Source organism: Microbacterium paraoxydans (assembly GCF_018224615.1).
Taxonomy (GTDB): domain Bacteria; phylum Actinomycetota; class Actinomycetes; order Actinomycetales; family Microbacteriaceae; genus Microbacterium; species Microbacterium paraoxydans_B.
Genome location: NZ_JAGTUK010000002.1, coordinates 649,626 through 675,741 on the forward strand (window position 1 = coordinate 649,626; position 26,116 = coordinate 675,741).

Genomic DNA, 26,116 nt, shown 5'->3' on the forward strand with positions numbered 1-26,116 from the left:
GCCCGCTGCCGGTGGCTCAGAGTCGACGCCAGTCGTGGCTCTCGATCGCGGCGCCGGCCTGCGGCCCCATCTGCAGCATGCCGCCGTCGATCACGACCGAGGCGCCGGAGATGTAGGCCGCCTCCGGCGAGGCGAGGAAGGCGATGAGTGCGGCGACCTCGCGGGCGTCTCCCGGCCGCCCGAGCGGGATGCCGGGGCGATCCTCCGTGTGCGGGTCGGTGTCGGTCTGCCCGGTCATGGGTGTCGCGATCTCGCCGGGGGCCACGCTGACGGCGCTGATGCCGTGCGCTCCCAGCTCGAGCGCCAGGTTCTTCATGAGCCCGCCCAGGCCGTGCTTCGCGGCGTCGTAGGCGCTGGCGCCCACCATCGGCTGATGCTCGTGCACGCTCGTGACCGCGATGAGCCGGCCACCGCGTCCGGCCCCGACCATGGCGCGCGCCGCCCGTTGCAGGCACACGAAGGCGCCGGTCAGGTCGGTGTCGAGCACGCGATTCCACTCGTCGAGGGTCACGTCCAGGAACGGGGTCTGCAGCCCGGCCCCGGCGTTGTTGACGAACACGTCCACGCCGCCGAGCTCCGCGATGAGACCGTCGATCACATCGCCGCACGCGGGGATGTCGGCCACGTCGAGCTGCGCGACGACGGCTCTCGCGCCGTGGCTGCGCACCTCGTCCGCGGTCTCCTGCGCGCCGGCCTCGTCGCTGTGCCACGTGATCCCCACGTCGATCCCGGCGGCGGCGAGGGCGACGGCGGTCGCGCGGCCGATGCCCGAGTCGGCCCCGGTCACGATCGCCCGGCGCGCCTCCGCTTCGAGGCGGGCCTGGGGTTCCGCGGCGTCGGCGCCCGCGTTCGGAGTCCTGTCGTTGTGCTGCGATTCGGACATGCGTCCTCCTGCTCCTCGTGGTCGTGCGGGCGACGATACGAGCGACGGCGGATGCGGTCGATGCGGTTGACGGCGGCGGATCGCGACGCTAGCGGCCGGGGCGGCGTGCGGAGGCCGCCGCGACCTGTCCGGCCGCGACGGCATCCGCACGGTTCAGTTGCTGCGGCGGATGGCGCGGACGCCGACCGCGAGGCCCACCACGGCCACCGCCAGCGCGGCGATCCAGCCCCACAGCACCGTGAGGTCGCCCAGATCGCCCGCGAACAGGGCCCGCTCGGCCTGCACGACCCAGTTGACCGGGTTGACGGTGGCGACCGCGCGCATCCAGTCGGGGGCCGCGTCGAGGGGCAGCAGCATGCCGGACAGGATCAGCAGCGGGAAGATGAGCGACTGCTGCACGCCCCAGAACAGCCACTCCCTGTCCTTCGTGGCGAGCGCGAGCGAGTACGACAGCGACCCGAGGCCCACGCCGAACACGGCGAGCAGGGCGAGGCCGATCAGCAGTCCCGGGAGGTTGACCGCGAAGCCGAACGGCCACGCGACGGCGATGATCACGAGGGCCTGCACGACGATGGGCGCGACCTCCTTGAGCGCGCGTCCGACGAGCAGCGACGAGCGCGCGAGCGGGGCGACGAGGGTGCGCTCGTGCGAGCCGGTCATCATCTCGTACTGCAGGTTGGAGCCGGTGGCCCCGGTGCCGAACAGCACGATCATCACGAGCACGCCGGGCACGAACCAGGAGAGCGTCTCGCCCGCTGGTTCTCCGGACTGGCCGATCAGCAGCGGGGCGAACAGCCCGAGGAACACGAGCGGCTGCAGCAGGCTGAAGATCAGGGTGAAGGGGTCGCGCACCACGGGCTTGAGCTCGCGGGTCAGCACGTGGCGGGTGTCGCGCGCGAGGTTCGGGCGCACGAGCGTGTCGGTGGTGGTCATGAGAGGACTCCTGTCGTGGGGGTGGAGGTGGTGCCCGCGGGTGCCGCGTCCGCGGCGGGTTCGGTGGCGTCGGCGCCCTCGCCCGCATCACGCAGCGTGCGACCGGTGAGGGCGAGGAACACGTCGTCGAGCGTGGGCGGTACGCCGGTGGCGCGCTGCACGAGGATGCCCGCCGCGTCGAGCTCGCGCACGATCACCGGCAGCAGCCGGTCGCCGTCGGGAACCGCGAGCGAGACGGACGCGCCGTCGAGCGTGGTGTCGGCCGTGCTGAGCCGGGCGATCACGCCGCGGGCACGCTCGGCGTCGTTCGCGTCGGTGAACCCGAACGTGAGGACGTCGCCCGCGAGGGTGGCCTTGAGTGACGCGGCGTCGTCGTCTGCGATGATGCGGCCGCGGTCCATCACCATGACCCGCTCGGCGTAGCGGTCCGCTTCCTCCAGGTAGTGCGTGGTGAGGAACACCGTGGTGCCGTGCTGCGTGCGCAGGTCGAGGATGTGCTCCCACAGGTTGGCGCGGCTCTGCGGGTCGAGCCCGGTGGAGGGCTCGTCGAGGAACAGCAGCGGCGGGGCGTGCATCAGGCCGAGCGCGATGTCGAGCCGGCGCTTCTGCCCGCCGCTGAGCTGCTGCACCGTGCGGCTCGCGAACGAGGACAGGTCGAGCGAGTCGATCAGCTCGTCGGCCCGGCGCAGGCTGTCGCGCTTCGACATGCCGTAGAACGCCCCCTGGCTGAGCAGTTCGTCGCGCACGCGCTGCGAGAAGCTGCCGCTCGTGAGCTGACCGACGTAGCCGATGCGGGCGCGCACCCCGGCGGCGTCGGTGCGGATGTCGTGCCCGACCACGCGGGCGCTGCCCGCGGTGGGCGGGATGAGGGTGGTGAGCATGCGGAGGGTGGTGGACTTGCCGGCACCGTTGGGGCCGAGGAACGCGACGAGCTCGCCGCGCACCGCGGTGAAGGAGACGTCGGTGACCGCGTGCACGGGCGTCTTCTTGACGGTGAAGGTCTTGCTGAGGCCTTCGGTCTCGATGAGGGATTCGTTCATGGGGCGAGCGTAGAAAGCACTGCGGACAGATCCTGTCCGCATCCTCTGCCAATCTGAACTCATGTCCGACACCACCACCCGGGCCCTCGCCCTGCTCAACCTGCTCCAGACGCACCGCCACTGGCCGGGCACCGAACTCGCGGCCCGGCTCGGCGTCACGGAGCGCACCGTGCGCCGCGACGTCGACCGCCTCCGCGAACTCGGGTACCGCGTCGAGTCGACCCCCGGCTCGGCGGGCGGCTACCGGCTCGAGGCGGGCAGCGCCGTCCCCCCGCTGCTGCTCACCGACGACGAGGCGGTCACGATGGCGATCGGCCTGCGGGTCGCGGCCACGCAGCAGCTCGTCGGGGGAGCCGAGGTGACGCTCACCGCGCTGGCGAAACTGGAGCAGGTGCTGCCGTCCGCGCTGCGGCAGCGGGTCAACGCGCTCGCCGCGTCGGTGCAGCCGCCGCGCGTGGGAGACGCTCCCGTGGTGTCGCCGGAGGTGATCGGCGAGGTCGCCCTCGCCACGCGCGACCACGAGCGGCTGCGGCTGCGATACGTGGACGGTGCGGGCGCGGAGAGCGTGCGCCGTGTGGAGCCGCACGCCCTCGCCCCGGCCGGCCGGAAGTGGTTCCTGCTGTGCTGGGATCTCGACCGCGACGACTGGCGCACGTTCCGCGTCGACCGCATCGCGTCGGTCGAGCACACGCGGGTGCTGTTCTCCCGTCGTCCGCTCACCGAGGAGGAGATCGAGGAACGGGTGCTCATCGCGTCCTCGTGGTCGCCGCAGAAGGTCGAGACCGAGGCGGTGATGGAGCTGCCGCTCGCCGAGATGCAGGAGCGCTTCGGTCCGTGGGCGCAGGGGGCGACCGCGGAGGGATCCGATCGCACGCGCTGGCCCGTGGGCGGCTCGGACTGGCGGGAGGCGATGTACGGATTGCTGTGGATCCCCGCGGGGGTGGAGTACACGACCGGGCTCGCGGAACCGCACCGCTCGGAACTGCGCGAGGCGGTGGAGCGGCTGCTGCGGGCGCTCGATGCCCCGGCGCCCGCGTCATCCGACGACTCATAGTGTTATCCCAGGGAACGGTCCTGGCGGGAAAGATCACGGCCGGGTAACGTCGTGCTCATCGCGGCGATCCGGGCGGTCCCGGGCCCCGGCTCATATCCGGTGGCGTTGCGGGTTCGACTCCCGCCGTCGCGTCCACTCCGGCCACCAGAGGCCCGCCGCCCTATGCTCGGTCGCATGATCACCTCCGATCGTGCCTCGCTGTCGGTGCTGTCGACGGACACGGACCCGTCCGACATCACGCGGCTGCTCCGTGTCGAGCCCACCCGGGTTCGGCGTGCCGGGGAGACGCGACGATCCGGTCGGGTGCCCGAGCAGCACGCCTGGGTGGTCGACGTCGAGACGCTCGACGTGATCGAGGGAGACCGCACGGGCACGCGGGCCCTGCAGCTGCTGCTCGAACGGTGCGCACCCGCCGCCGGCCGCATCGGCGCCCTCCCTGCCGACTGCGTGGCACGGATCTGGTGGTCGGCCGATTCCGACTCGTCGCAGGGCGGCTTCGTGCTCCCGGTCGAGCTCGCCGTGCAGATCGCCGCGCTCGGCGTGGACCTCTACGGCACCGTCTTCGTCGAGCCGGAAGCCGCCGACGAGGAGGAGTGACCGCGGCTCCCTGCGCCCCATCGAGGTGTCGTGTCGCATGATGGAGGAATGCCCGCCGTCCCCCGCCCCGGTCTCCGCGTCTCGGCGGGTCTCACGATCCCCGAGGCGGAGCTGTCGTGGCGGTTCTCCCGGTCGTCGGGGCCGGGCGGCCAGGCCGTGAACACGGCGGACTCGCGCGTGGAGCTGGTGTGGGATGCCGCGCACTCGGCGGTGCTGTCGCCCGTGCAGCGTGAGCGGATCCTGGAGCGGCTGCGGGGCAGGCTCGTCGGCGGGGTGCTGACGATCGCGGCGTCCGAGCATCGGGCGCAGCTGCGCAACCGGGAAGCGGCGCGGGAGCGTCTGGCCGCGGTGATCGCCGAGGCGTTGCGTCCGCCGGCCCCTCCGCGTCGCGCGACGAAGCCGAGCCGCGGGTCGACCGAGCGACGGCTGACGGCGAAGCACCGCCGCACCGACGTCAAGAGCATGCGCCGTCGCCCGCGGGACGACTGAGCACCCGCTCGCGGGCGGTCAGCGCTTCCGCGTGAGGCGCTTCTCGACCGGGCCCCAGCCGTTCTCGAGCACCGTGAATCCGCCCTCCAGCATGGACTGCTGGTCGTCGCTGTCGGTGATCAGGAGTTGGAGCTGCAAGACGAACCGCGCGTAGGCGCGGATCTCGGGGGTGGGCTGTGGGAGGTCGAGCTCCTCGGCGATCGCATCGGCGAGCGCGTCTTCGTGTCGCAGCCACATCTTCGCGGCGTAGTCGCGCAGGGCGGGCGTCTCGTTCAGGAACCGCAGGAAGATGCGGGCGACGTCGTCGCCGTGCTCGGTGAGGTTGGCGCCGAGCTCGGTGGCGTAGAAGTCGTGGATCGCACGGTTGATCGTGACGCCGGTCCTGCGCTCGCGGACGGCGGAGACGAGGCGATCGCGCTGCTCGTCGTCTTCGTCGAACACGAGCGCTTCCTTCTGCGGGAAGTGCGCGAAGACCGTGGTGGGGGAGACGTCGGCGGCGTCGGCGACCTCGCGGATGCTGACGTTGTCGAAGCCGCGCTCCAGGAACATCTTCGTCGCGACGTCGGAGATGTTCTTGCGGGTCGCGGCCTTCTTGCGCTCGCGGCGGCCCAGGGGAGCGGGAGTGGTCATGACGGCAGGCTACCGCACTCGATCCAAAACTGGCTTGACACCAAAACTGGTATCAATACACTTTTGGTATGACTTCACCCATCTCCTCGGTCCGCGGCGCCACCCGTGCCTGGATCATGCTCATCGTGCTGACGATGCTCACCGTCATCGGCATGACGGTGGTGCTCCCCGTGCTGCCGTTCGTCGTGCTGCAATACGTCACGCACGAGCACGACCTCGCCCTGTGGGTCGGCGTGCTCGAAGCGGTCAACGGGCTGTGCGCCTTCCTCGTCGCGCCCTTCCTCGGCCGCCTGTCCGACCGGTTCGGACGCCGGCCCGTCATCATCGTCGCCGCGTTCGGCGCCGCGGCGTCCATGGCCCTGTTCGGCATCGGCGGCGCGCTCTGGGTGCTCGTGCTCGCCCGGGTCATCCAGGGGCTCACCGCCGGCGACCTGCCCGCCCTGTTCGCCTACCTCGCCGACATCACCCCTCCCGAGAAGCGGGCACAGCGCTTCGGACTGCTCGGAGCCCTCACCGGCATCGGCACCATGATCGGCCCGGCCATCGGCGGCCTCCTCGCCGCGATCGATCTGCGGCTCCCGGTGTTCCTCACCGCCGCGGTCGGCCTCGTGATCGCGATCCTCAGCATCTCCCTGCTGCCCGAGAGCCTGAAGCCCGAGAACCGCATCCCGCGCATCGCCGTGCGCGACGTGCAGCCCTTCGCGGTGTTCCGCGAGGCGTTCGGCCGCCGCGAGCTGCGCGGCCTCATGATCGGGTTCGGGCTGCTGGCGCTGCCGTTCGGCTTCTTCGTCAACAACTTCAGCGTCCTCGCGCTCGACTCCATCCAGTGGGGGCCCACGCAGATCGGAATCCTCACGGCGGGCGTGGGCATCATCGACATCCTCATCCAGGGGGTGCTGCTGGCCATCCTGCTGCCCCGGATGGGGGAGCGCGGCGTGATCCTCAGCGGCATCGTCGCGCAGGCCGTCGGCCTCGCCGGCCTCGCGCTCGTCGCGTCGCTGATCGCGCAGCCGTGGCTGTTCATCGTCGGCGCGCTGCTGCTCGCCGCAGGTCAGGGGGCATCGCAGGCTGCCATGGACGGGGCGATGTCCAACGCGGTCGGGGACGACGAGCAGGGGTGGCTCGGCGGTGCCACGCAGTCGCTGAACGCCGCAATGGGTACGGTCGCGCCGCTGATCGCCGCCGCCCTGTACACCGCCGTGAGTCACGCCGCCCCGTACTGGCTCGGGGTCGCGCTCATGGTCGTCGCGGGCGTCGTGGTGGCTCGCGCCCACATCGCCGACACGGCCAAGCGCCCGCGCCGCGCGGTCGACGGCGACGCACCCACGGCACTGGTGGCCGCAGACTGACCCGGCACGGGGGTGCGCCGGGTCACCCGGTGCACCCTCTGGCGTCAGTCCTTGCCGCTGCCGCGCACGAGCTCGAGCCCGGCGCCCGCGAACTGCCGCAGCGTCGCATCGGGCAGGAACGCCCGCGTCAGGGCACCGCCGATCCGGGTGAGGTCGCTCTCGTCGCGGAACAGCAGGTACATCGTCTCGTAGCGCGGATGGAACTTCTGCTTGAACCGGTGCAGCGAGCCGAAGCCGTACACCGGCTCGAGGGCTTCGGCGAGCCGGTCGCTGAGCGCCGCGATCATCCCCGCGTCCGGCGGGTAGTCGTGCGCGAGCGGAGCGCCCGAGAGCGACATGATCTGCGCGCCCTCCTCGGAGAACTGCCGCGCGGACGACCCGATCAGATACTCCATCACGGGGCCGAAGCCGCCCTCGCGTCGCCGCATCAGATCGAGCGTCCAGCCGCGCACGACGCCGCCCTCGCCGTACACGGGAAGCCAGGAGAGGAAGCCGTCCACGTCGCCGTTCGGCGCGAGCGCCAGTGCGAGCCGCACCTCCGGGGCCTCCGCCTCCTCGAGCGTGCCGAGGGTGAAGCGCATCTCGGGGAGGTCCTTGTCGCCCACCCACGCTTCGGAGATCGCGCGCAGCTGCTGCTGCACACCCCACGGCTCGTCCTTCAGGTGCGTCATCCGGAAGGTCATGTCCTCGCGCCCCGCCTTGTTCAGCGAGGTGCGCACGGAGTTCCAGCGCTTGCCGGTGAACTCCAGTCCCGGCAGGTCGACGATGGTGTCGTCCGCGACGACGAGGCTCCGCCAGCTCTCCGGCACCGCGGCCCGGGTCGCCTCGTCGGCGCTGAAGAAGCAGGGGATGAGACCCGCGTTCTCGGCCGCGTGGATGAAGTCCTGCACCGCGTCGGCGCGACGCTCCGGCGGGCCGATCGGATCGCCGAGGACCAGCGCCACGTTGTTGCGTCGCTGATACGCGACGATGCCGCCCTCCACCCGGGCATAGGCGTTGCCGTCCCACGTGGTCATCCACGACAGGGTCCCGCCGCCGTGCGTCTCGAGCTCCTGCTTCAGCTCGGCGACGGTCGGTGCCGGTTGCGCGCCGAGCTTCGATCGCCGGCGGGCGCGGAAAGCGCGACGCACCCAGATCAGGTACACGAGGATCAGCAGCCACAGCACACCGCTCGCGAGTGCGAGCTCGGTCTCGCCGTCGATCTGGAGCTCGAGCTGCGCCTCGCTCGTCAGGGTGATGAGGAACAGGATGAGCGCGCCGGAGAGCACGTTGAGGCTGGCGAGGACGATCGCGAGCACCCAGGCCCACCGTCGCCCGCGACGCAGCCCGTTCGCGATGAGCAGGATGACGGCGGCGTCGAGCGCGGTGTCGAGGAATCCGCCCGAGACCGGGTCGGTGGGACCGAAGGGTCCGTCGGTGGGGACGAGCACCGTGATGACCTCGGTGGCGAGCAGGAGCAGCATGGCCATGACGGCGATCAGGCGCTGCTCGCGCACGGTCGTGTGCCGCACGCGGAGGCTGCGGTCGACGGCCAGGATCAGCAGCACGGCCAGCAGGTGCTCGAGATCGGCGACCTTGCCCCAGAACATCATGGCGATGAACACGAACCCGAGCAGGATCAGCCAGCCGCGCACGCGCCACGGCGGACGGAACAGTCCGACGGCCGCGGCGATGCAGGCCATCGTGCCGCCGGAGGCGCCGACGTCGAGCGCCTGCGCCTGCTCGGCGGCCCACGCCCACTCGAACTGCGACAGCAGCAGGAGCAGCAGCGCGGTGGCGAAGATCGCGAACAGCTGCCCCACGGCGTAGTACGCGATCGCCACGCGGGTGCCGCGGCGGAACTCCAGGTACGCCATGCCCCAGAACCCGGCGATCGTGAACGCGTACACCCACGGCTGGTTCACGAAGAACGTGCCCGTGACGGGTGTCCACCATTTGCCGTCGGCGAGGTTCGGCAGGCCGTAGGCCACGGTGCGGAACAGCTCCGAGTCCTCGAACGGTCGCCACAGTCCCTGCGAGATCACCCCGACGACGAGGATCAGGGTGACCATCGTGAGGGTCGCGGGGATGCGGCGGATCACGGCACGCGCGCGGCGCGTGGGTGCGGGGGCATCCTCGAGCATGCGCTCAGCGTAGCGACGGCGCACCCCGGCCGGCGTCACCCGGCCGGGGTATGCCGTCGTCGATCAGCGGCCGACGGCCTCCGCGATCGCCGTCTCCAGGTCTCCCCAGGCGGTCAGCTCGAGCATCTCGCCGTCGATGAAGAACGTGGGGGTGCTGGTGACGCCGAGGCGTTCGCCGTCGCGCTTGTCCTGCTCCACCCTGGCGAGCGTGGCGGGGTCGGCGACGGCGGCGTCGTATGCGGCGAGGTCGAGTCCCAGTTCCTGCGCGAACGCACGGAACACTTCGGGCGTCTCCTGGGGCTGCTCTCCCCAGTTCGCCTGCGTCGCGAACAGGTGGTGGTACATGTCCTCGAAGCGGCCCTGCTGTGCGGCGGCCTCGGCGGCGAGGGCGGCCTGCGTGGAGTTGACGTGGCCGGGGAGCGGGAAGTAGCGCGTCACGTAGCGGATGTCGCCGTCGTAGGTGGCGCGCAGCTCCTCCACGATCGGGTAGAAGGCGCCGCACGCTTCGCACTCGAAGTCGAGGAACTCGACGACGGTGACGGCGTCGGGGCCGCCCTCGTCGAGCACGTGCGAGTCGGTGCGGACGGTGGGCTGCCGTTCGCCCGCGTCGGGGTCGGGAGCCTCGGCGCGCTGGGTGATGGCCCAGACGATGGCGACGATCAGCAGGACGAGGGCGACGGCGATGGCGACGATGGTCGCCTTGACGGGGGTTCTCACGGGTTCTCCAGACAGGGGTACGACGGATGGGGGTGCCGCGGGCGCGGCGCGGAGTCGCCGTCGGGCTCAGGTGCGGGAGAGGCAGAGTTGCGTGAGGGAGGGTGTCAGCGCGCGCGGGCGGGGTGCGGCGCGAGGGGCGGGGCTCGTGCGGGGTGCCCGGCCGAGGGGTGCGCCCGGTGCGCTGCGGACGAGGCGGCGCAGCAGCAGGACGAGGGCGAGGCAGCACAGGGCGGCTGCGGTGCAGGCGACCGCGTCCATCCCGCTCGCGTCGGTCGGAGTGGCGGCGGAGGCGGCCGGGTCCGCAGCGGCCGTGGGGAGCGCGGTGGTGGCGGCCGCGGCGGGCGCTGCGACGGCGAGGCACGTGCTGGCGTGGCGGTCGCCCGCTCCGTGTCCCGTGGACCACGCAGCGACGACGAGCAGGAGCGCGAGGCCGACGGAGATCACGACCCTGGTGAGCAGGATCCGCTCGGCGCGCGCTCGCGGGACTCGGGTGGTCGCGAGGGGCGGCATGACCCGCGCAGTCTAGCAACGGGGCCTCTGCCGCTCCGGGGCCCTCCCGGCGCGGACATGCCTACACTGGAAGGGTGGCGAGACTACTGATCATCGGCGGCTTCCTCGCCGCCGTGTTCTGGGTGTTCAGCATCGTCGACTGCGCCGTGCAGCCGCCGACGCGACACCGGGGCGTGCCCAAGGCCGCCTGGATCGCCATCGTCGTCCTCATCCCCGTCATCGGCGGCATCCTGTGGTTCGTGATCGGCCGCCGTCGCGCGAACGATCAGGGCGTGCAGCGCACGGTGGCCCCCGATGACGATCCCGCGTTCCTGCGCAGCATCAGCAAGGCGGAGCAGGACGCCAGGATCCGTCGCCTGGAGGAGGAGCTCGCCCGGCTGGACGAGGAGACCGACGAGCCGCCCACCGCGGATCCGCGCCCGTGACGACGTCGCCGGCGACGGACGCCGCGGTGTCCCTGCTCGCCGAGCTCCTCGCGAACGGTGTGCGCGACGTGGTGCTGTCGCCGGGGTCGCGTTCCCAGGCTCTCGCGCTCGCGGCCGCGCGGCTGGCGGATGACGGGGCGCTGCGTCTGCACGTCCGCATCGATGAGCGGGTCGCGGGGTTCACGGCCCTGGGCATCGCGCGGGAGACGGGTGTGCCTGCCGCGGTCGTGTGCACGAGCGGGACGGCCGTCGCGAACCTGCTGCCCGCCACGATGGAGGCCTTCCACGCCGGGGTGCCGCTGCTGCTGCTCACGGCCGACCGTCCGCCCGAGCTCCGCGGGGTCGGCGCGAACCAGGCGACCATCCAGCCCGGGTTGTTCGACCCGTGGGTGCGTGCCGCGGTCGACGCTCCGGTGCCGGGCGACGGCGACTGGCGGGGCCTCGCGGCCGCGGCGGTCGCTGCGGCCATGGGTGTCGCGGACACCGCGGTGGTTCCCGGCGTCGCCGGCCCGGTGCACCTGAACCTGCCGTCGCGCGAGCCGCTGTCCGGTGCGCTGTCCGCGCTCGACGTCCACCCCGGTGACGCCCCGGTGGCTTCCGCTCCCGATCCGGTCGTGTTGCCTCGCGGTCCGCGGACGGTCGTGCTCGCGGGGGCCGACGCGGGGTCGCCAGCGGAGGAGCTCGCGCATGCGGCGGACTGGCCGCTGATCGCCGAGGTCGTGAGCGGTGCCCGGTTCGGGCGTCGGCTCGTGCACGGGTATCGCCGGCTGCTCTCGCGGGACGATCTGGGCGGGCGCATCGAACGGGTGGTCGTGTTCGGCCATCCGACCCTGAGCCGGGAGGCCGCGAGACTGCTGTCTCGCCAGGACGTGGAGGTCGTGGCGGTGCGTCGCGGCGGCGAGGAGCTCGACCTCAACGGCCGCTCCCGGGCGGTGGCTGCGGTCGCCGTGGCACCGGGGGAGCCGGATCGTGAGTGGCTCGGGCAGTGGATGCGGGCGTCCGCCGCGGAGGCCGTCGATCTGAGCGAGCACGCGCCGGACGCCGAGGCTCTCGCGTCCACCGACTTCGCGGCGCGCCGGGAGGCCGTGCGTGCCGAGCTGGATGCCGTGCGGCGTCCGCTGGACCGTGAGCGCCTGGTCGACGCGGTCTGGCGGGCCACGTGGCCGCACGACCGACTCGTCTTCGGGTCGTCGCGGCTCGTGCGCGTGGCCGACGAGGTGCTGGGGGGCAAGAAGGTGCCGGTGCACGCCAACCGGGGCCTCGCGGGCATCGACGGCACGATCGCCACGGCGACGGGGATCGCGGTCGCGAGCCAGGCCGCGGGCGCTCCGGGCGTCACGCGGGTGCTGCTGGGCGACCTCGCGTTCCTGCACGACGTGGGCGCGCTGCTGCTGCCTTCGGGCGAGCAGGAGCCGCGGCTGCAGGTGATCGTCGGCAACGACGGCGGGGGCACGATCTTCGACGGTCTGGAGGTGGCCTCGTCGGCTCCTGCCGCGCACCTCGACCGGGTCTTCTACACTCCGCACGGCGTGCGCCTGGAACACCTCGCGCTGGCGTACGGCTGGGAGTATCAGCGCGTCACGACCAGGACCGCGCTCGACCAGGCGCTCACGTCTCCGCGGGGCGGGCGTCAGCTCATCGAGGTGCCGCTGGCCCGGTGACTGGCAGGATGTGCGTATGAACGCGCACACCTGGACGGAGAACCTGCGGGTGCGGCCCGGCTTCCGCCTCGCCGACGTCGATCCGGACGCCAAGCCGGGGTACGACCACGGCAAGTCGCGTGGGGCGGCCGATCTCGCGGCGGGGCTGGAGCGGCTGAACGACCTGCAGGAGCGGCTGTTCGCGCAGAGTCGCGTCGGCACAGCGCAGGATGCGGTGCTGCTGGTGCTGCAGGCGATGGACTCGGCGGGCAAGGGCGGCATCGTCCGGCACGTGGTGGGCGGTGTGGACCCGCAGGGCGTCGCGCTCGCCGCGTTCAAGGCCCCGACGGAGGAGGAACGTCGCCACGACTTCCTGTGGCGTGTGGAGAAGCGCCTTCCGGAGCCCGGGTTCATCGGCGTGTTCGACCGTTCGCACTATGAGGACGTGCTGATCGGCCGGGTGCGGCAGCTCGCCGATGCGGCCGAGATCGAGCGGCGCTACGACGCCATCAACGCGTTCGAGGAGCGGGTCGCCGCCTCCGGTGTGCGCATCGTCAAGGTGATGCTGCACATCTCGCCGGAGGAGCAGAAGGAGCGCCTCATGGAGCGATTGGAACGTCCGGACAAGCACTGGAAGTACAACCCGGGTGACGTGGACGAGCGGATGCTGTGGCCGCAGTACATGCAGGCGTACCAGACGGTGTTCGACCGCACGTCGACGGACGCGGCGCCGTGGCACGTGGTGCCCGCGAACGCCAAGTGGTACGCGCGGCTCGCGGTGCAGGAGCTGCTGCTCGCGGCGCTGGAGGACATCGACCCGCAGTGGCCGGCGGCCGACTTCGACGTGGAGGCGGAGAAGAAGCGCCTGGCAGCGAGCTGAGCAGGGCCGCGGTCAGGCGAGCGCGTCGACCAGCGGGCGGAACTTGACGCGGGTCTCCAGCAGTTCGCTCTCGGGGTCGGACCCGGCGACGATCCCGGCCCCGGCGTAGGCGGTCACCCCGATGGCGCCCGCGGTCGCCGTGAACTGCGCGCACCGGAGCGCGATCGCCCACTCGCCGTTCCCGTCCGCGTCGACCCACCCGACCGGTCCGGCGTAGCGTCCGCGGTCGAACGGCTCCAGGTCGCGGATGGCGGAGATGGCGGCGGCGGTGGGGGTGCCGGCGACGGCCGCGGTCGGGTGCAGTGCACACACGAGGTCGAGCGCCGTCTTCCCGTCCTCGAGCTCGCCCTCCACGTCGGTCGCGAGGTGGAACAGGTTGGGCAGCTTGAGCAGGAACGGCTGCTCGCTCGCGGCGAGGGCCCTGGTGTGCGGCCGCAGTTCCGTGAGCACGCTCTGCACCGCGTACTGGTGCTCGTCGAGGTCCTTGATGCTGGAGGCCAGGTGGGTCGACGCGGCCGTGTCGGCGTCGGCGTCGGCACCGCGGCCGATGGTTCCGGCGAGCACGCGGGCCGTGACGGTGCCGTCCTGCACGGTCACGAGGGTCTCCGGGCTCGCGCCGATGAGTCCGTCGACCGCGAATGCCCACGTGTCGGGGTAGCCGGTCGCGAGCGCCCGTACGAGGCGGCGCAGGTCGGAGCCGGCGGGGACCGTGCCGCGGAGGTCGCGCGCGAGCACGACCTTGCTGAGCTCTCCGTCCGCGATGCGCTCGAGGGCGGCGCGGACCGAGTCCTGGTAGCCCTGCGGGGTCTGTGCGCCGGGGCCGACCGTGCCCGCCCAGTGCGGGCCGTACGGGCGGGTCTGGAGCGCGGGAGCGTGCGACGTGTCCGTGGCCAGGCGGATGCGCGTCTCCCAGAAGCGATCCCCGTGGCGGCCGAGCACGCGCGACGGGATCGTCAGCACGCTGTCGGCGGTGGACGACGGGTCGAACGTGAAGGCGCCGAACGCCACGAGCCCGGTGCCGGGGAGGCGCACGGGGTCGGAGACCTCGGCCTCCGCGGACATGCCGCGCCAGAGGGTCGCGAGGGCTTCGAGGCGCGTCTGCCCCGGCTCGGCGGTCGGGCGGATCTCGGCGAACGGCTCGCCGACCGCGACGATCCCGTCTCCGCGGCGGAGCCAGGCGAGGGGGCGTGCGGGGTCGGCGTAGGCGAGGAGGTCTTCGACCGGGTCGATCTGTCGGGTCTCCACGACCAGGTGGGTGTGATGCACGTGTCCAGCCTAGGCCGCGGCGCCCGAGGCGATCCCGCGTCGTAGGGTGGGCGGATGAGCGACGCCCGCCCCGCATCCGGCACCGAGATGATCTTCCAGTGGCGCAAGTGGGACGGGTCTCCGCACTGGCGCCACGAGTGCGTCTACCTCGGGTCCGACGGGTGGGGTGACTGGGTCGGGCAGCCCACCGGCTGGCACAGCATCCGGCCGGGTGCGCAGTTCCACGCCGCGACGCCCAACGTCACGCTGGTCCCGCCGAGCCGCGACTTCGCGCTGACCGTCAACCGGCGGCATCCGCGCGGTATGCGCATCTACATCGACCTGGGCTGGGAGGTGCGGTGGTCCGACGATCCGCTCCTGGTCACGGGGATCGACATGGATCTCGACGTCGTGCGCGTCGAGGGGGAGCGGGGCACCTGGGTCGACGACCGCGACGAGTGGGCCGAGCACAGCGCCGCGTACGGGTACCCCGCCGACGTCATGACCCACCTGGAGGCCCTGGCGCTCGACCTGGAGGAGCGGGTGCGGGGGCGGGTCGCGCCGTTCGACGATGCCACTGCGGATGTCTGGCTCGACCGGCTGGAGGCACTCGACCTCGCGCCTAGACTGAACGCGTGACCCCGAACGAGAAGAACCGCGCCGACCTTGGCAAGGACCCCGCCCGCGTGAGCGGCATGTTCGATCAGGTCGCGGCGGGCTACGACCGCACGAACACGGCCATGACGTTCGGGAACGACGCGCTGTGGCGTGCGGCGACCACGCGGGCCGTCGCGCCCCGTCCGGGTGAGCGCATCCTCGACCTCGGAGCGGGCACCGCGTCGTCGTCGGCGTCGCTGGCCCGCAGTGGCGCGCAGGTCGTGGCGGCCGACTTCTCGCCCGGCATGCTCGCGGAGGGTCGTCGTCGTCACGGGGCGATGCGCAACCTGTCGTTCGTGCAGGCCGATGCCACCGACCTCCCGTTCGCGGACGACGAGTTCGATGCGGTCACGATGTCGTATGCCCTGCGCAACGTGAACGACCCGAAGAAGGCGCTGCGCGAGCTGTACCGCGTGACCAAGCCCGGCGGCCGGCTGGTGATCAACGAGTTCTCGACCCCGCCGGGCAAGCTGTTCCGTGGGGCCTACCGCTTCTACAACGCGCAGGTGCTGCCGCGCGTGGCCAGGGTCGCCGGGACGAACGGCGACGCGTACGACTATCTGAACGAGTCCATCCGCGAGTGGCCCGACCAGAAGCGCCTGTCCGCGTGGATCCGCGAGGCGGGATGGCAGGACGTCGCGTACCGCAACCTCACGTTCGGCATCGTCGCGCTGCACCGCGCGCGCAAGCCCGCGTGAGCACGGCGCGAACCGCGACATCCGACGCGGGTAGGCTGGGAGCGTGACTTCGAGCCCCCACCCCCCGGGTTCGCGACTGGCGAGCCGTCTCGGCTTCAGCGATCGCGTGTTCATCGGCCCCGCCGCGCGTCGGGTGGCCCGCACGATCGAAGACGGGCTCGAGCTGGTGGAGACCGGTCTCGCGGACGACGTCCGGGTCGCGGATCCGCTGGCCGATGCCGCCAGCCGGTACCTGTACGAGGCGGGCGGCAAGCGCATCCGCCCCGTGCTCACTCTTCTCGCCGCACAGCTCGGCGACGGCAACACCCGTGAGGTGATCGACGTCGCGAAGGCGCTCGAGATCACGCACCTCGGGTCGCTGTACCACGACGACGTCATGGACGGTGCCGACCGCCGTCGCGGCGTTCCGGCCGCGCATGCGGTCTGGGGCAACAACATCGCCATCCTCACCGGCGACATCCTGTTCTCGCGCGCCAGCCAGCTCATGTCGCGGCTCGGCGACCGCGCCATCCGTCTGCAGGCCGACACGTTCGAGCGTCTCGTGCTCGGGCAGATGCACGAGACTCTGGGCCCGCAGCCCGAGGACGACCCGATCGCGTTCTACATCCAGGTCCTGGCGGACAAGACCGGGTCGCTGATCGCGGCGGCGACGCAGGGCGGAGTGATCTTCTCGAACGCGCCGGCCGAGTACGAGGAGCCGCTGCGCGTCTACGGAGAGAAGATCGGCGTCGCGTTCCAGCTGCTCGACGATGTGATCGACCTGTCGGCGAAGCCGGAGGAGACCGGCAAGGTTCCCGGTACCGATCTGCGCGCCGGCGTGCCGACCATGCCCTACCTGCTGCTGAAGGCGCAGAAGGACGCGGTGGCGGAGGATCTGGCGGCTCGGATCGACGACGGCGTGGCGTTGATCGCGGACGGCGCCGATCCCGCGATCCTCGACGGCCCCCTGGACGAGTTGCGCGACCACCCGGTCACGCAGAAGACCCTCGAGCTCGCGCACGCATGGACCCAGGAGGCGATCGACGCCCTCGGTCCCCTCCCGCGCGGCACCGTGCGCGAGGCATTGACCCGATTCGCCGAGACCCTCGCCGAGCGCTCGAGCTGACGCGGCGTGCGGCCTCGCGCCGTGCGACGCCGGTGACGGCATACGAAAGGACCTCATGACCAAGCTTCGACTGGCCATCGTCGGCGCCGGCCCCGCCGGCATCTACGCAGCGGACATCCTGCTGAAGGCCGAGCGCAAGTTCGACGTCTCGATCGACCTGTTCGAGCAGCTTCCGGCGCCGTACGGTCTCGTGCGATACGGGGTCGCGCCCGACCACCCGCGCATCAAGGGCATCATCACGGCGCTGCGCGATGTGCTCGACCGCGGCGACATCCGCCTGTTCGGCAATGTCCGCTTCGGCGAGGACATCACGCTGGAGGACCTCAAGCGTCACTATCACGCGGTGATCTTCGCGACCGGCGCCATCCGCGACACCTCCCTCGACATCCCCGGGATCGACGCGATCGGCTCGTACGGCGCGGCCGACTACGTCAGCTGGTTCGACGGGCACCCCGACGTGCCGCGCGAGTGGCCGCTCGATGCGGAGTCGGTGGCGGTGCTCGGCAACGGCAACGTGGCGCTCGACGTCTCGCGCATGCTCGCCAAGCACGCCGAGGATCTGCTGGTGACCGAGGTGCCGGAGAACGTGTACGAGGGCCTGAAGGCGAGCGCGGTGACCGACGTGCACGTGTTCGGTCGCCGTGGCCCTGCGCAGGTGAAGTTCACGCCGCTGGAGCTGCGCGAGCTCGGCGAGCTGCGCGACGTCGACATGGTCGTGTACGACGAGGACTTCGACTACGACGAGGCGGCGCGCGACGCGATCTCCAGCAACAAGCAGGTCATGGTGATCGACCGCATCCTGCAGTCGTGGCGCACGCGCGACTCGGTCAACAACGCGGGTGGCACGGCCTCCCGCCGACTGCATCTACACTTCTGGGCGAAGCCGGTCGAGGTCCGCAAGGACGAGCAGGGCCGCGTCGCCGCTCTGGTGTACGAGCGCACGAAGCCCGACGGGCAGGGCGGCGCGATCGGCACGGGTGAGCTGCGTGAGGTCCCGGTGCAGGCGCTGTACCGCGCGATCGGGTACTTCGGCTCCCCGCTTCCAGGCGTTCCGTTCGACAAGAAGCACGGGGTCATCCCGAACCGCGAGGGTCAGGTGCTGGCGAAGGACTCCAACGAGCGCGTGCCCGGCGTGTACGCCACGGGGTGGATCAAGCGCGGCCCGGTGGGCCTGATCGGGCACACGAAGTCCGACGCGATGGAGACGGTCCGCCACGTCATCAACGACCAGGGTTCCTGGTGGCACCCGGAGGACCCGTCCGAAGACGCGATCCCGGCGCTGCTGGCGGAGCGCGGCGTCGCGTGGACCGACCTCGACGGCTGGCACCGTCTCGACGAGCACGAGATCGCGCTGGGAGCTCCGCAGGAGCGTGCCCGCGTGAAGGTCGTGCCGCGCGAGGAGATGGTGCGGGTGTCGCGCGGCGAGTGAACCCTCGCGAATCGCGGTAGCGCGCTCCGCGGTGCGCCACGTGGATCACCCTAGGCTGGCGGCATGCGACACCGCCCCCTCCTGGCCCTCGCGGCCATCACTGTGCTGCTGCTGACCGGATGCGCTCCCGAGCCCGAGCCCACGGAGACGTCGACGCCGTCGCCGTCCGCGTCGCCGACGCCGACCGCGGAGCCGATCGTCGCCCCCACTCCGGCCTTCGACGTGACCTGCAACGACGTCGCGGCGGAGATGGCGACCGCGACGGGTTCCGAGGCCGGAGCGGTGGCCGAAGTGCTCGGGGTGTGGTCGGCGCCGAACTGGTATCCGGGCCCGGCGCAGCACATGTTCCAACGGGCGGGCGGCATCGCGTGCTCCGCGGGAACGACCGAGCGCAACTGGGAGGTCTCGATGGCTCCGGGGGCCGCGGCTCTGACGGCCGGGGCGGAGTCGCGCGGCGGGTACGCCGGCGAGGAAGCCCGCTGCGAGGTTGGCGGGTACTGCTTCTTCCAGGTCGTGGAGGGCGACGTGCTGGTGTCCGGCGCGGCCCGCGATGAGGCACTCGGCCCCGATGATGCGGAGGCGATCGAGGCCGGACTCCGTCGCCTCGGTGCAGCCGCCGCGGCCTCGCTGCGCGACGTGGAGACGACGGAGAGCGAGATCGTGGGGGTGGAGTGCTCGCGGCTCCTCACCGACGTCGAGCTCGGTGAGGAGCTCGGCGCCGAGGTGCACCTGATCAACCAGTTCGGCGGGTGGTCGATCCCGAGCGAGGTGTATCAGACGATCAACGGCTCCCGTATCTGTTACTACGCCTCGGGTGAAGACGAGTACAGCGCGCAGGGCTACCTGATGCTCACGTCTCTGCCGGGCGGCGCATGGGCGTTCGAGCGGATCGAGGGCGAGGAGCCGGTCGAGGTCGCGGGTGCGGATGCGGCGCTGACGGGCGTGGACGAGCAGGGTCGGACGGTGCTCGACGTCCTCGTCGGGACGGATTGGCTGCGTCTGACCACGTTCCAGGGGTCCGGCATCAGCGACCTCGCGCCGCTGGCGACGACCATCGTGGAGAACTTCGGAGTCAGCCGTCCCGGGGGTCAGTAGCGCCGTGGGCTAGCCTGGCGGCGACGGGGGGAGACGCATGGCCGACTGGGTCCCGGATGTGCTGGGCGAGGAGTTCGAGCAGCTGACGCTCGACCTGGGCGTTGACGAGCAGGGGCCCGTGGTCGCCACACTCGTGCGTGCGCTTCCGGCGCCCGGCGGCTGGTGGGAGCGCGCACGCGGGCGTCGTCGGCTGCTGGGCGGCGTGGACGTGCTGTACGTGCACGGGTGGTCGGACTACTTCTTCCAGAAGCGTCTGGCCCGCTTCTGGACCGCGCGCGGGGCGCGCTTCTTCGCGCTGGATCTGCGCAAGTACGGCCGGAGCCTGCGGGAGGGGCAGACGCCGGGCTACATCACGGATCTGGCGACCTACGACGAGGACATCGCGGCCGCGCTGGCCGCGATGGGCCGCGGCGACGGGGGAGAGGAGTCCGCGCGGCGGTTGATCCTCCTCGGTCACTCGACGGGTGGGCTCACCCTGAGCCTGTGGGCGTCGCGGCATCCGCACGCGGCCGATGCGCTCATCCTGAACAGCCCCTGGCTGGAGTTCCAGTTCGCACCGGTGCGCGCGGCGATCGCCCCGATGGTCGAGCTGCAGGCCCGCATTCGGCCGCTCGACGCGGCACCCCAGGTCGACCTCGGCTTCTACACGCGCGCCCAGCAGGAGGTCGCCGATCCGGACGACCCGATGGACGTGAACCTGGCCTGGCGGCCGGTACAGACCATGGCCGTGTACGCCGGGTGGCTGAACGCCATCCTGTCTGGTCACCGCACCGTGGCGGCCGGCCTGTCCATCGAGGCGCCGGTGTGCGTCCTGCTGTCCGCGCGCTTCGCCCCGCCCACGCGGTGGTCGGACGACCTCACGTCCGCGGACTCGGTGCTCGTGGTCGATGACATCGCCCGTGCCGCGCTTCGTCTGGGCTCGACCGTGACCGTCGAGCGCATCGACGGTGCCCTGCACGACGTGTTCCTCTCACGCCACGAAGCGCGAGAAGACGCGTATCGACGTCTTCACCGGTGGGTCGTGGGCTGGCGCGCCTCTCACACGTAGTACATGGCGCGGGCGAGGCGCTCGGCCTCGTCTCCGTCTCCACGCACGACGGCTGCCTCGAAGTCGTCGTACACCTGTCGCATGCGCTCGCGATCGCCGCGCGGAACCACCCACGCGCGGAGGTTGCGGGCGAGCGCGACGTCGACGTCGTCGATCAGCATGCGGTGCTGGTGGTTCCCGCTGTGGTCGGCGAGGTATGCGAACACCGCCCACCGCGAGGGGGAGGTCGATGCGGCGTCTCGCAGCGAATGACGCACGTCCGCCATGAGGCGCACCACCTGCTGGCGTTCCGCGGGGCTGAGCCGGGGAACGGCCATGCGGGCGGCGATGCCGGCCTGGTAGCCCGCGAACTCGAGCGACTGCGTCACGACCGCCGAGGTGACTTCGGTCACCTCGGTGTATCTGCTCGGGTACATGGTGACGAGGCCGAGCCGTTCCAGTCGCTGCAGCGCTTCGCGAACCGGAGTACGCGAGACGTGCAGCTCATCCGCGACGTCCACATCGCGGATGCGTTCGCCTTCGTTCAGTTCACCCTCGACGATCAGTTTTCCGATGTGGTGGAAGACTTCGTCGGCAAGCAGCTGCTTGCTCTCCCCGATGGTCTTCGTATCGACGTGCCCCATGGACCAGCCCCCAGTTTCGCTTGTTGGCACGAGCCTCGCTCTCGACCGCGGTGCGGGAGCGGCGGTTCGTGCCGATCTTTCTCACCGGTGATCCGATGTGCGTGGGGGCGTGCAGCGGGCCGGTGAGCCGTACATTCGTTCCCTTCACCGATGGCGCGGACGGCATCGGACCGGGAGGACGCGGACTCGAGATGCCGCGCTTTCGTCCCCACGAGAGCGCCTGCGATTCCCGAGCGCATCGTCGCACGCGGGTGTCGCGCGACGATGGCGTCCGTGGTCCCGACGAGTCGGGACCGCTTCCAGTCTTCGTCAGGCACACCGATATTTCGATATGCGTTCACCGGGGAAATCGATCGGCGCACGAGAGAGGGGATCCGGCACACGGTGCCGGATCCCCTCTGAGTCGTGCGACCTAGCGGTAGTTGACGAACTGCAGGTCGATGTCCAGGTCGGAGCCCTTCAGGAGCGCGATCACCGCCTGGAGGTCGTCGCGGCTCTTGGATTGCACGCGCAGCTCGTCACCCTGGATCTGGCTCTTGACGCCCTTCGGGCCCTCGTCCCGGATGATCTTGCCGATCTTCTTCGCGTTCTCCGAGGAGATGCCGTCCTTGAGGCTCGAGACGATGCGGAACTCCTTGCCGCTCGCGAACGGCTCACCCGAGTCGAGGCTCTTCAGGGAGATGCCTCGCTTGATGAGCTTGGACTGGAAGACGTCGAGCACAGCCTTCGCCCGCTCCTCCGAGTTCGCGGTGATCAGGATCTGCTCGCCGCTCCACGCGATCGACGCCCCGGTGCCCTTGAAGTCATAGCGCTGCTCGACCTCTTTCCGCGCCTGGTTCAGGGCGTTCTCGGCCTCCTGATGATCCACTTTCGAGACGATGTCAAACGAGCTGTCAGCCATACAGGCAGTGTATCGAGCGCCCCCTCTCCCCGCCTCGGTGGAAGCGCTTCCAGTTCGGGCCTCCTTCGCGGGGCCCATCACAGGTTGGTATCGACGTCGTTCTCGATTGCGAACCCGCTTCTGAACGATGCATACTGTAAGCGCTTGCAGTCCTTGCAGGTTGAACAGCATTGAGAGAGGCACACACCAATGAAGGTGAACAAGAGGGGCGTGCTCGCCGCGGGCGCGCTCGCCATCGTTTCGACTCTGACGCTTGCCGGCTGCTCCACGGGGACCAGCGGCGGATCCTCTTCCGGTGGCGACAGCAGCGGCTCGCTCACCGTCTGGGTCGACGCCGAGCGAGTCGACGCTCTCCAGGGCGCGGCCGACGCATACCAGGACAAGACGGGCGTCAAGGTCGACCTGGTGGGCAAGTCCGTGGACGACATGAAGGACGACTTCATCCAGCAGGTCCCGACCGGCAAGGGGCCCGACATCGTGATGGGCGCGCACGACTGGCTCGGCGAACTGTCGACGAACGGCGTCGTCGCACCGATCGAGCTCGGCGACAGCTCGGAGGACTACCTTCCGGTGGCGCTCCAGGCCGCCACCTATGACGGCACGGTCTACATGCTCCCGTACGCGGTCGAGAACATCGCCGTGCTCCGCAACGCCGACCTCGTGCCCCAGGCCGCGACCAGCTTCGACGACATGGTGTCGAAGGGCAAGTTCGTCGTCGAGCAGGGCACCGAGGGCAACCCGTACCACCTGTACCCGTTCCAGACGGCGTTCGGCGCCCCGGTCTTCGGCACCGACGACAGCGGAAGCTACGACCCGGCAGACCTGCAGCTCGGCAGCGAGGGCGGCTTCGCCTTCGCCGACTGGCTCGCGGCCCAGGGAGCGGCAGGCACGCTCAACACCGACGTCGACGGCGAGATCGCCAAGCAGCAGTTCCTCGACGGCACCGCCGCGTTCTGGCTCACCGGTCCGTGGAACGTCGGGGCTGCCACCGACGCCGGCATCAACGTCGCGATCGACCCGATCCCGAGCCCGACCGGCCAGACCGCTTCGCCGTTCGCGGGCGTGAAGGGCTTCTTCGTGAGCGCCGAGTCGAAGAACAAGGTCGCCGCGAACGACTTCCTCGTCAACTACATCGGCACGGAAGACGTGCAGCTCTCCCTGTTCAAGGCGGGCAACGTGCTTCCGGCGCTCACGGCGGCTGCGGACTCCGCGGCGTCCGACCCGATCATCGCCGGCTTCCAGGCCGTCGGCGCCGACGCGGTGCCGATGCCGGCCATCCCGGCCATGGGTGCCGTGTGGCAGTACTGGGGTGTGGCCGAGGCCGCCATCATCAACGGCGCAGACCCGAAGGCGACGTGGCAGAAGCTCGTCGACGACGTGACCGCCGCGATCAAGTAACACCCCTTCGGGGAATCGACCCTGCCGGGGCGGGCCGTCTCGCCCGCCTCGGCAGGATCATGACGAGGACGACATGACAGACACCGAAGAGCGCACGACGCCTCCGACCTCCCGACAGCGCCAGGCCGCTGCCATCGCGGAAGCCGCCTCCCGGCCGATCGGCTGGATGCTGCTGAAGATCCTGCTGCTGGCCATCGTCGACGCGATCGCGGTCTACGCCGCTTTCGTGCTGTTCACGCACCGCGAATGGCTGATCCTCGGGATCGTCGTCCTGGTCACCATCCTCGTCAACTACATCTACTTCTCCCGCCGACACGTTCCGGCGAAGTATCTGACCCCGGGCATCATCTTCCTGGTCCTGTTCCAGGTCTTCACGCTGCTCTACACGGGGTACATCGGATTCACGAACTACGGCACGGGCCACAACGGCACGAAAGAACAGGCGATCTCCTCGCTGCTGGCATCCGCGCAGGAACGCGTCGAGGACTCGCCGACCTACCCGGTGACCGTGGTCGAGCAGCTCGGCACGTACGGCTTGCTGGTGACCGACCCTGACACCGGCGATGCGCTGCTCGGCACGGCGGACGAGCCGCTCCACGAGGTCGATGCCGAGTTCCAGGGCGGCCAGGCGATCGCCGTCGACGGCTGGACGACGCTTCCCCTCGCGACGGTGTTCAGCCTGTCAGACCAGCTGGAGCAGCTCTCGGTGCCGTTCAGCGACGACCCGAACGACGGGAGCCTCCGCGCACCGGACGGTCAGAAGGGGTACCTGTACGTCTCCACGCTCGAGTACGACGCAGAAGCCGACACCATCACCGACACGGACACGGGAACGGTGTACCGCGATACGGGGGAGGGCGCCTTCACGGCGGAGGATGGCGAGCAGCTGCTGCCCGGGTGGCAGACCACGGTCGGCTTCGACAACTTCGTAAGAGCCGTGACCGACTCCTCGATCCGCGGCCCGCTCATCTCGGTCACGATCTGGACGTTCGTCTTCGCCCTCGTCTCCGTCGCGTCCACCTTCTTCCTCGGGCTGCTGCTCGCCCTGGTGTTCAACAACACCCGGATGCGGTTCCGTAACGGGTACCGGATCATCCTGATCCTGCCGTACGCGTTCCCTGCGTTCCTTTCGGCCCTCGTGTGGGCCGGCATGATGAACGAGAGCTTCGGGTTCATCAACCAGGTGCTCTTCGGGGGAGCGGCGATCCCGTGGCTCACGGATCCGACGCTGGCCAAGGTGTCCGTGCTCCTGGTGAACCTGTGGCTCGGATTCCCGTACATGTTCCTGGTGTGCATGGGCGCGCTGCAGGGCATTCCGGACGACGTCAACGAGGCGGCCGTGATGGATGGGGCGAACGCGTGGCAGATCTTCCGGCGCATCAAGCTGCCGCTGCTGCTCGTGACGGTCGCGCCGCTGCTGATCTCCTCGTTCGCGTTCAACTTCAACAACTTCAACCTGATCTACATGCTCACCAAGGGTGGACCGCGGTTCAGTGACGTCTCGATCCCGGTCGGCCACACGGACATCCTGATCTCGATGGTCTACAAGGTGGCGTTCACCGGGCAGACCCGCGACTACGGTCTCGCTTCGGCGTTCACGATCCTGATCTTCATCGTGGTCGCGACGATCTCGATCATCAGCTTCCGCAAGACCAAGGCTCTCGAGGAGCTGAACTGACATGAACACCAGCTCCGTGGCCACCGAGGTCCCCGTCCGCCGTCGCCGCAGCGTCGGCGCATGGTTCCGCGACACCGGGTGGCGGCACGTCGTCGCGATCGTGGTGAGCGCGTTCGCCCTCTTCCCGCTGCTCTACGTGGTGTCGGCGTCGCTGAACCCGAAGGGAACGCTGACCGGTTCGAACCAGGTGTTCTCCGCCGTCGGCATCGACAGTTACGTCCGCATCCTGAGCGACCCGCAGAACCCGTACGCGACCTGGTTCCTGAACACGCTGATCATCGCCGTGGTCACCGGTGCCGTGACGGTGTTCATCGGCGCCTGCGCGGCATATGCGTTCTCGCGCATGCGCTTCGCCGGTCGCCGTGTGGGTCTGGTCACGATCGTCGTCGTGCAGATGTTCCCGCAGCTGCTGGCGGTCGTCGCGATCTTCCTGCTGATGTCGACCATCGGAGACTGGTTCCCGGCCATCGGCCTGAACACCCACACCGGCCTGATCCTGGTGTACCTCGGCGGCGCGCTCGGCGTGAACACCTACCTCATGTACGGCTTCTTCAACACGATCCCCAAAGAGATCGACGAGGCGGCACGGATCGACGGGGCAGGTCACGCCCGCATCTTCTTCACGATCATCCTGCGCCTCGTGGCGCCGATCCTCGCGGTCGTCGGCCTGCTGTCGTTCATCGGCACGGTCAACGAGTACGTCATCGCGAGCGTCATGCTCGTCGACGTCGATCAGCAGACGCTGGTCGTCGGTCTCACCAAGCTGGTCGCGAACCCGCGCTATGCGGACTGGTCGGCGTTCAGCGCGGGCGCGGTCATGGCGGCGATCCCCGTGATGGTCCTCTTCCTGTTCCTGCAGAAGTACATCGTGGGCGGCCTCACCGCGGGCGCGACGAAGGGCTGAGGCGGCGCGCACGCCGGATCGGCGTTGCGTCCGCGTGGTGGGCGACGCCGCGTCTAGCCTGGTGC

General features: G+C 70.6%; 26 protein-coding genes and 1 tRNA gene. 17 read left to right on the forward strand and 10 right to left on the reverse strand.

Going from position 1 to position 26,116, the window contains the following annotated elements; all coding sequences use genetic code 11:
- Positions 1-16: 16 nt before the first annotated feature.
- The 3 genes from KE274_RS08810 to KE274_RS08820 all read right to left on the reverse strand — a co-directional run bounded on the left by KE274_RS08810 (position 17) and on the right by KE274_RS08820 (position 2,856).
- Positions 17-883 (reverse strand): SDR family oxidoreductase, encoded by an 867-nt coding sequence (locus KE274_RS08810; protein WP_211542888.1) that lies wholly within the window; start codon positions 881-883, stop codon positions 17-19.
- A 153-nt stretch (positions 884-1,036) separates the two neighbouring features.
- Positions 1,037-1,816: an ABC transporter permease gene (locus tag KE274_RS08815; protein WP_211542890.1), complete on the reverse strand. Its 780-nt coding sequence runs from the start codon at positions 1,814-1,816 to the stop codon at positions 1,037-1,039.
- Positions 1,813-2,856 carry an ABC transporter ATP-binding protein gene (locus tag KE274_RS08820; protein WP_211542892.1) on the reverse strand — a complete coding sequence of 348 codons (1,044 nt, stop codon included), beginning with the start codon at positions 2,854-2,856 and terminating at the stop codon, positions 1,813-1,815. The genes KE274_RS08815 and KE274_RS08820 overlap by 4 nt, the downstream gene beginning before the upstream one ends.
- Positions 2,857-2,917: 61 nt before the next feature.
- On the opposite strand from KE274_RS08820, the gene KE274_RS08825 reads away from it, so the two are divergent.
- The 4 genes from KE274_RS08825 (at position 2,918) to arfB (ending at position 4,996) form a co-directional block, all read left to right on the forward strand.
- Entirely contained in the window at positions 2,918-3,910 is a 993-nt protein-coding gene (locus tag KE274_RS08825) for a helix-turn-helix transcriptional regulator (RefSeq protein ID WP_211542894.1), read from the forward strand.
- A 59-nt stretch (positions 3,911-3,969) separates the two neighbouring features.
- Positions 3,970-4,045 (forward strand) — tRNA-Met (locus KE274_RS08830).
- A 39-nt stretch (positions 4,046-4,084) separates the two neighbouring features.
- A complete protein-coding gene (locus tag KE274_RS08835; protein ID WP_211542896.1) occupies positions 4,085-4,507 on the forward strand; it encodes a DUF4279 domain-containing protein in 423 nt (140 codons plus the stop codon).
- 48 nt (positions 4,508-4,555) lie between these two features.
- The gene (gene arfB, locus KE274_RS08840) at positions 4,556-4,996 is read left to right on the forward strand and encodes an alternative ribosome rescue aminoacyl-tRNA hydrolase ArfB (RefSeq protein ID WP_211542898.1); all 441 of its coding nucleotides are present in this window, start codon (positions 4,556-4,558) and stop codon (positions 4,994-4,996) included.
- A gap of 18 nt (positions 4,997-5,014) precedes the next feature.
- Here the strand turns inward: arfB and KE274_RS08845 are convergent, their stop codons facing one another.
- The gene (locus KE274_RS08845) at positions 5,015-5,626 is read right to left on the reverse strand and encodes a TetR/AcrR family transcriptional regulator (protein ID WP_211542900.1); all 612 of its coding nucleotides are present in this window, start codon (positions 5,624-5,626) and stop codon (positions 5,015-5,017) included.
- Positions 5,627-5,694: 68 nt separating this feature from the next.
- Here KE274_RS08845 and KE274_RS08850 point away from each other — a divergent pair, with 68 nt between their 5' ends.
- Positions 5,695-6,975: an MFS transporter gene (locus KE274_RS08850; RefSeq protein ID WP_249186149.1), complete on the forward strand. Its 1,281-nt coding sequence runs from the start codon at positions 5,695-5,697 to the stop codon at positions 6,973-6,975.
- A 44-nt stretch (positions 6,976-7,019) separates the two neighbouring features.
- Here KE274_RS08850 and KE274_RS08855 read toward each other — a convergent pair whose 3' ends face one another.
- The 3 genes from KE274_RS08855 to KE274_RS08865 form a co-directional block, all read right to left on the reverse strand.
- The gene (locus tag KE274_RS08855; RefSeq protein ID WP_211542902.1) at positions 7,020-9,098 is read right to left on the reverse strand and encodes a bifunctional lysylphosphatidylglycerol flippase/synthetase MprF; all 2,079 of its coding nucleotides are present in this window, start codon (positions 9,096-9,098) and stop codon (positions 7,020-7,022) included.
- Between the two features lie 63 nt (positions 9,099-9,161).
- On the reverse strand, positions 9,162-9,815 hold the full coding sequence (locus KE274_RS08860) for a DsbA family protein (RefSeq protein ID WP_211542904.1): 654 nt from the start codon (positions 9,813-9,815) through the stop codon (positions 9,162-9,164).
- Positions 9,816-9,881: 66 nt separating this feature from the next.
- On the reverse strand, positions 9,882-10,325 hold the full coding sequence (locus KE274_RS08865; protein WP_211542906.1) for a hypothetical protein: 444 nt from the start codon (positions 10,323-10,325) through the stop codon (positions 9,882-9,884).
- 74 nt (positions 10,326-10,399) lie between these two features.
- On the opposite strand from KE274_RS08865, the gene KE274_RS08870 reads away from it, so the two are divergent.
- Genes KE274_RS08870 through KE274_RS08880 form a run of 3 tightly spaced genes read left to right on the forward strand, consistent with a single transcriptional unit; the run spans position 10,400 to position 13,270 of the window.
- Positions 10,400-10,750 (forward strand): PLD nuclease N-terminal domain-containing protein, encoded by a 351-nt coding sequence (locus KE274_RS08870; RefSeq protein ID WP_211542908.1) that lies wholly within the window; start codon positions 10,400-10,402, stop codon positions 10,748-10,750.
- On the forward strand, positions 10,747-12,411 hold the full coding sequence (gene menD, locus KE274_RS08875; RefSeq protein ID WP_211542910.1) for a 2-succinyl-5-enolpyruvyl-6-hydroxy-3-cyclohexene-1-carboxylic-acid synthase: 1,665 nt from the start codon (positions 10,747-10,749) through the stop codon (positions 12,409-12,411). Before KE274_RS08870 ends, menD begins: the two co-directional genes overlap by 4 nt.
- Before the next feature lie 16 nt (positions 12,412-12,427).
- Positions 12,428-13,270, forward strand: a complete 843-nt coding sequence (locus KE274_RS08880) for a polyphosphate kinase 2 family protein (protein WP_211542912.1) — start codon at positions 12,428-12,430, stop codon at positions 13,268-13,270.
- A gap of 12 nt (positions 13,271-13,282) precedes the next feature.
- On the opposite strand, the gene KE274_RS08885 is transcribed toward KE274_RS08880, so the two are convergent.
- The gene (locus KE274_RS08885) at positions 13,283-14,536 is read right to left on the reverse strand and encodes an isochorismate synthase (RefSeq protein WP_211542914.1); all 1,254 of its coding nucleotides are present in this window, start codon (positions 14,534-14,536) and stop codon (positions 13,283-13,285) included.
- A gap of 54 nt (positions 14,537-14,590) precedes the next feature.
- On the opposite strand from KE274_RS08885, the gene KE274_RS08890 reads away from it, so the two are divergent.
- The 6 genes from KE274_RS08890 to KE274_RS08915 all read left to right on the forward strand — a co-directional run bounded on the left by KE274_RS08890 (position 14,591) and on the right by KE274_RS08915 (position 20,547).
- Positions 14,591-15,154 carry a DUF402 domain-containing protein gene (locus KE274_RS08890; RefSeq protein ID WP_211542916.1) on the forward strand — a complete coding sequence of 188 codons (564 nt, stop codon included), beginning with the start codon at positions 14,591-14,593 and terminating at the stop codon, positions 15,152-15,154.
- A 56-nt stretch (positions 15,155-15,210) separates the two neighbouring features.
- A complete protein-coding gene (locus KE274_RS08895; RefSeq protein ID WP_249186255.1) occupies positions 15,211-15,870 on the forward strand; it encodes a class I SAM-dependent methyltransferase in 660 nt (219 codons plus the stop codon).
- Between the two features lie 43 nt (positions 15,871-15,913).
- Complete coding sequence (locus tag KE274_RS08900; protein ID WP_211542920.1) at positions 15,914-16,975, forward strand: polyprenyl synthetase family protein; 1,062 nt, start codon at positions 15,914-15,916, stop codon at positions 16,973-16,975.
- Positions 16,976-17,030: 55 nt separating this feature from the next.
- On the forward strand, positions 17,031-18,404 hold the full coding sequence (locus KE274_RS08905) for an FAD-dependent oxidoreductase (protein WP_211542921.1): 1,374 nt from the start codon (positions 17,031-17,033) through the stop codon (positions 18,402-18,404).
- Between the two features lie 63 nt (positions 18,405-18,467).
- Positions 18,468-19,499, forward strand: a complete 1,032-nt coding sequence (locus KE274_RS08910) for a hypothetical protein (RefSeq protein WP_211542924.1) — start codon at positions 18,468-18,470, stop codon at positions 19,497-19,499.
- A 37-nt stretch (positions 19,500-19,536) separates the two neighbouring features.
- Positions 19,537-20,547, forward strand: coding sequence for an alpha/beta hydrolase (locus tag KE274_RS08915; protein ID WP_211542926.1), 1,011 nt, complete (start codon positions 19,537-19,539; stop codon positions 20,545-20,547).
- On the opposite strand, the gene KE274_RS08920 is transcribed toward KE274_RS08915, so the two are convergent.
- Entirely contained in the window at positions 20,538-21,170 is a 633-nt protein-coding gene (locus KE274_RS08920; protein WP_211542928.1) for a GntR family transcriptional regulator, read from the reverse strand. The two genes, KE274_RS08915 and KE274_RS08920, sit on opposite strands and share 10 nt — an antisense overlap.
- 412 nt (positions 21,171-21,582) lie before the next feature.
- A complete protein-coding gene (locus KE274_RS08925; protein WP_211542929.1) occupies positions 21,583-22,071 on the reverse strand; it encodes a YajQ family cyclic di-GMP-binding protein in 489 nt (162 codons plus the stop codon).
- Positions 22,072-22,260: 189 nt separating this feature from the next.
- Between KE274_RS08925 and KE274_RS08930 the strand changes: the two genes are divergently transcribed.
- The 3 genes from KE274_RS08930 (at position 22,261) to KE274_RS08940 (ending at position 26,051) form a co-directional block, all read left to right on the forward strand.
- Positions 22,261-23,469 carry a sugar ABC transporter substrate-binding protein gene (locus KE274_RS08930; RefSeq protein ID WP_211542931.1) on the forward strand — a complete coding sequence of 403 codons (1,209 nt, stop codon included), beginning with the start codon at positions 22,261-22,263 and terminating at the stop codon, positions 23,467-23,469.
- A 73-nt stretch (positions 23,470-23,542) separates the two neighbouring features.
- On the forward strand, positions 23,543-25,147 hold the full coding sequence (locus KE274_RS08935; protein WP_211542932.1) for an ABC transporter permease subunit: 1,605 nt from the start codon (positions 23,543-23,545) through the stop codon (positions 25,145-25,147).
- 1 nt (position 25,148) lies between these two features.
- Positions 25,149-26,051, forward strand: a complete 903-nt coding sequence (locus KE274_RS08940; RefSeq protein WP_211542934.1) for a sugar ABC transporter permease — start codon at positions 25,149-25,151, stop codon at positions 26,049-26,051.
- Positions 26,052-26,116: the final 65 nt, after the last annotated feature.